Raw genomic sequence first — 5,156 nt, forward strand, 5'->3', positions numbered from 1 at the left:
ATCCGGCAGGCATTTGTAAAGGCATTTGTTTCTGCAGATGGAAAAATTAAAGGTGAAACGCAAACGGGTTATGCGATAGCACTGCAGTTCGGGCTGCTACCCATAGAGTTACGGGCCAAAGCCGCGGCTCATATGGCGGATGCTGTACAAAAATATGATGGTCGGATCTCTACAGGTATACACGGCACCTATATGATCATGGATCAACTGGCAGCATATGGTTATGCCGATGTGGCGTATAGCCTGTTGTTGAGCCGTCGTTTCCCTTCCTGGTTCTATTCTATAGATCAGGGGGCAACCACCATCTGGGAACGGTGGGATGGCTATGTTGCCGGTCGCGGATTCCAGAACGCAGGAATGAACTCATTTAACCATGTGGCTATCGGGGCTGTAGGAGAATGGATGTATCGGCATGTTTTAGGTATTCAGCACGATGAAAGCCAGCCTGGCTTCCGTCATTTTTTTATAAAACCGCTAACCGGAGCATCGCTGACATGGGCAAAGGGCAATTATCACAGCATCAATGGAGACATTAAAGTTTCCTGGACCAAAAATGAAAACACGGTTACACTCAATGTAGTAGTTCCGGTTAATACAACTGCAACAGTGATATTACCCGATAATAAAAAGCATAAGATAGGCTCAGGAGAATATAAATTTACCAGCCGGTCAGATTAAAAAGCTGAAAGATCAGGACTTCCGATCTGCTGCTTAAAATCTGTTTATTTTTTCGCGAAAATGAAAATGTAGCTTTTAATACCTGTAAGGTTTGTTGCATGGCAAGCACTTACAGGTATTTTATTTTTGCCGCTATCATATCCTGATCATTCTATATTCCCGATTGCTTATGTCATAAAAGCATAGAATTTGGATATTTTATTGGGAGTTTTATCTCCAGTCGTTCGCTAATTTCACTCTACCAAACATTGATTTATTCACATCAACGATTGCAACGGTATCCAACTATCGCATGCAACAACCAAAATACTGTTATATATGATTTTGTTTAATTCAACATAAGCATTCGGTACTGCTTTAACAACACACCATCTATATTAATATTTCTACCATCATTTGTTAAATACTGCCATATTATGAACAAACTATTGCTTGTGTATAAGTATACAAAGGCTACTTTGTACAAAAAGACTTACTGCTTTATTCCACTCATTGCTTTCATTATTATTGTTTTTCCTGCACAGTTGATTGCTAAAGAAATATTGCAGGGTGCTGTCACGGCGCCGGTCAATAAAGAAATTTCCGGGCAGGTGAAAGATGCTGAAGGTAATCCTGTTGCAGGTGTTAGTATTATTGTTAAAGGTTCTTCTGTGGCTACTGTTACAGACGACAATGGTTATTACCGTATATCGGTATCCGATGAAAACGCTATTCTTGTTTTTTCGCATACCAGCTTCCAAACGCAGGAGCGGGTTGCGGGCATTTCCGGAACACTTTCCGTTGTACTGCAGTTACAGGATAAAAGCTTATCAGAGGTTGTGTTAGTAGGCTACGGTTCTCAGAAAAGAAGAAATGTAACAGGATCTATTGCTACTTTACCAACAGAACAACTGGAAGACCAGCCTGTAGGACAGATAGCTCAGAAAATACAGGGGAGGATTGCGGGTGTACAGGTTAACCAAACTTCGGGACAGCCGGGAAGAGGTATGTCCATAAGAGTCAGAGGAGCTGCATCAGTAAATGCAGGGAACAGTCCTCTGTATGTTGTGGATGAATCACCTATTGTAGGGGATATCAATAGTATTAACCCTAATGAAATTGAGAGTATTTCTGTTTTGAAAGGGCCGTCTGCAGCTTCAATATACGGATCACGTGCCGCTAACGGGGTAGTATTGATCACTACAAAACAAGCTCGCCAGGGAAAAGCAAGTGTACAATTGAATGTCAATTATGGAGAGGGAAAGGTACCGGAGAAGGGGAGACCTGACCTGATGAATGCAAAAGAGTTCCTGCAGTTCCAGAAAATGCTGTTTGAAGACAGGATGAAGTATGAAGGATATCCTGAAATACCCGAATTATACCGAAACCCCGAACAATGGACAGGTCCGGACACAGATTGGATGGATGCGTTATTGCGTAAATCCAGGATGAACAGCTACAACCTTACTTTATTGGCGGGGAAAGATAAATTCACGTCAGCCACTACGATCGGATATTATAAGGAAAACGGAGTGATGCTCAATACCGGTTTCGAGCGCTTTTCCCTCAGGTCGAATAACGAGTACAAAATAAATGATAATGTAAGGGTAGGACTGAATATTGCCCCCACATACCAAACAGGCCAGAACTTCAATACGGATGGAACGTATAATATCATATTCGCAGCGTTAACTACACCACCGATATTCTCGCCCGATGAAACAAACGACGATGGAACCAGGAAATTAAGATTTTCAGGACCCGGGTTATTTACACAACCGAACTGGGTGGTTACCCTTGAGGATGCCATTAATAAGGAAAAAAATATCAGGGTATTATCTAATGCCTTTCTTGAACTAAAGTTCCTGAAAGATTTTAAGTTCAGGACCGCGGTTTCAGTTGATGCCAGCAACAGATCGAACAGGGTATTTAATCCGAGCTCTGTAGGTACCATATGGGCGCCGCCACCAAGTATTCCCTCCGGGTCGTATAGTACTACCGATTACTTTTCCTGGTTAACAGAAAACACATTGGCTTATAATAAAACAATAGCAGATGAGCACCAGGTTGAGGTATTGGCAGGGTATTCAGCTCAAAAATTTCACCAGGAATATAACAACCTTTCCGGGAGCAATTTTCCAGACGATTTGGTATCATGGATAGATGCTGCTGCGGTAAAAAATGGCGGTAATAATACTACAGAATGGTCCCTCTTGTCCATGTATGGTCGTTTGAACTATAATTTCAGGGGTAAATATTTGCTCTCGGCTTCGTTAAGGAGAGATGGTTCATCTAGGTTTGGAGCTGATAACAAATGGGGTTCATTTCCCTCTTTTTCGGCAGGTTGGATTATTTCTGATGAAGATTTTATGCAAAGTATCCCGGCTGTCAGTTATCTGAAATTACGCGGTGAATACGGACTGGTAGGTAATTTTAATATAGGCGATTACAGGCAATACGGAGGCGTGTCAACAAGCAACTATGTTTTTGGGGGCGCATTGGCGCAGGGAAGAAGCTTAACTTCTTTGGGTAATACTTTTCTTACATGGGAAACAACAGCCGGTTTTGGTATTGGTTTAGATATGTCATTTCTGAATGACCGCATTGCCTTTACTGCCGATTATTACCAGAAAGAAGTGGATGATATGCTCTACCAGGTAGATATACCGCGGGGTACAGGTTTTGCAAGCATTCAATCTAATATAGGAGGCTTTAAATTCTGGGGCTATGAGTTTGCTGTTAATACACGTAACCTTACCGGCGCATTAAAATGGAATACTGATTTCAATATTTCATTTAACAGAAATAAAGTAATGAAACTGGGTACTAATAACGCTCCCATTGATGGGGTTGGAGAGCAGGGAACCTATTGGAAGACCGAGGTAGGCAAACCTATAGGGCAATTCTGGGGATACGTGTATGATGGTGTATATATGACCCAGGAAGAATTTGACACACAACCTAAAGCCGTTATTTCTTCTGTGGGAACAGTCAGATACAAGGATCTTAATAAAGACGGGGTGATCACAAATGCAGACAGAACGTTCATAGGCAACCCCACACCCAAATTTGTATTGGGTATGAACAATAGCTTTGCCTATAACGGATTTGACCTTGGAATAGTAATAGCAGGCGCTTTCGGACAGGATATTATAAACGGGCAACTGGAATGGTCCGAAAACCAGGATGGCGTTTTCAATGTTCAGAAGCATTGGCTGGACTTCTGGCGGTCAGAGCAAGACCCTGGCAGCGGAGCACAACCAAGGGTTACAGGAACTGCCAATAATTTTTTCAGGTATGCAAATAGCCGGTTTGTGGAAAATGGATCTTATTTGGCCATTAAAAATATTACACTCGGATATGAGATACCGGCGTTTAAGAATATATTCAGCAGAGCCAGGGTGTATCTAACTTGTCAGCAGGCGGCTGTATTTACAAAATACAAAGGCATGAACCCGGAAGCAAGTATCAATGGGTTAAATGGGTTGAGGGAAGGAGTAGATGCAGGCGCATACCCGGTTCCAAGAACTGTTGCAATTGGGTTAGATGTTAATTTTTGATCACTTCAAAAAAATATTAGAATGAAAAAACTATTATATATCATAGCTTCAGGATTATTATTACCGTCATGTTCGAAAGACTTTTTGCAACTTACGCCGGAAAGCTCCATAACGGATGGAAACTTTTTCAAAGAGCAGTCACATTTCGACCAGGCCTTAGTGGGAGCCTATGCGTCTCTAAGAGGTGTAAAAGGTTCCAGAGCAGCTTATGTGATGGGGGAAATGCGTTCCGATAATACTTTTTATGAGTTCAACCCTACCGATAGGGGAGTACAATATATTAATATGGAGCTGGCCGATGGTTTTTTAGATGATGCTGCCAGTAATGTGACTAATGAAATGTATAATAACGCCTACACTTCTATTGCAAGGGCAAATAGCATAATAGATAATATTGTAACACTGGAACTGAAACCTGAGTTTGTGAACAAAGTTGTAGGGGAAGCCAAGTTTATAAGAGCGTTATGTTATTTTGATCTTGTTCGCTTTTATGGCCCTGTTCCCTTGTATATAAATAAGGTAAGTGGTGTTTCAGATGCTTATTTACAACGCTCAACTGTTTCAGATGTCTATAACGCCATTGAAAATGATTTGAAAGATGCGATCTCGAAACTGGGAAACCCATCATTCCCTCAAAACGGAAGCGCATCAAAAGGATCTGCTAAAATGCTTCTGGCAGACGTATATATGACTCAAAAGAAATTTGATCTTGCTTATTCTGAATTAAACGATATCATGGCAATGGGTTATGCTCTGCTTGATGATTATGAATCGGTGTATAATCTGGGAAATAAGAATAGTATTGAATCAATTTTTGAGATACAATATCAGCAGGGTAACCAGGGGCAGCAAAGCAGCTTTGTATATGCATTTTTACCGATAACAGATAATGCTGCCATGCTTACCGGCACAACGGGCCGCGTTTCGGCAGGAGGATGG

Annotated in this window: 3 protein-coding genes; all 3 read left to right on the top strand. The window is 41.5% G+C overall.

Annotated elements, in window-relative coordinates:
• On the top strand, positions 1–678 hold a 678-nt coding region (locus PLH26_RS20060), incomplete at its 5' end, for an alpha-L-rhamnosidase-related protein (protein ID WP_324587803.1).
• A 416-nt stretch (positions 679–1,094) separates the two neighbouring features.
• Positions 1,095–4,217, top strand: coding sequence for a SusC/RagA family TonB-linked outer membrane protein (locus PLH26_RS20065; RefSeq protein ID WP_324587804.1), 3,123 nt, complete (start codon positions 1,095–1,097; stop codon positions 4,215–4,217).
• A 21-nt stretch (positions 4,218–4,238) separates the two neighbouring features.
• The coding region (locus PLH26_RS20070) for a RagB/SusD family nutrient uptake outer membrane protein (protein ID WP_324587805.1) at positions 4,239–5,156 on the top strand (918 nt) is incomplete at its 3' end.

The sequence above is a fragment of the Agriterribacter sp. genome (genome assembly GCF_035444585.1).
In the GTDB taxonomy this organism is placed as follows: Bacteria; Bacteroidota; Bacteroidia; order Chitinophagales; family Chitinophagaceae; genus Agriterribacter.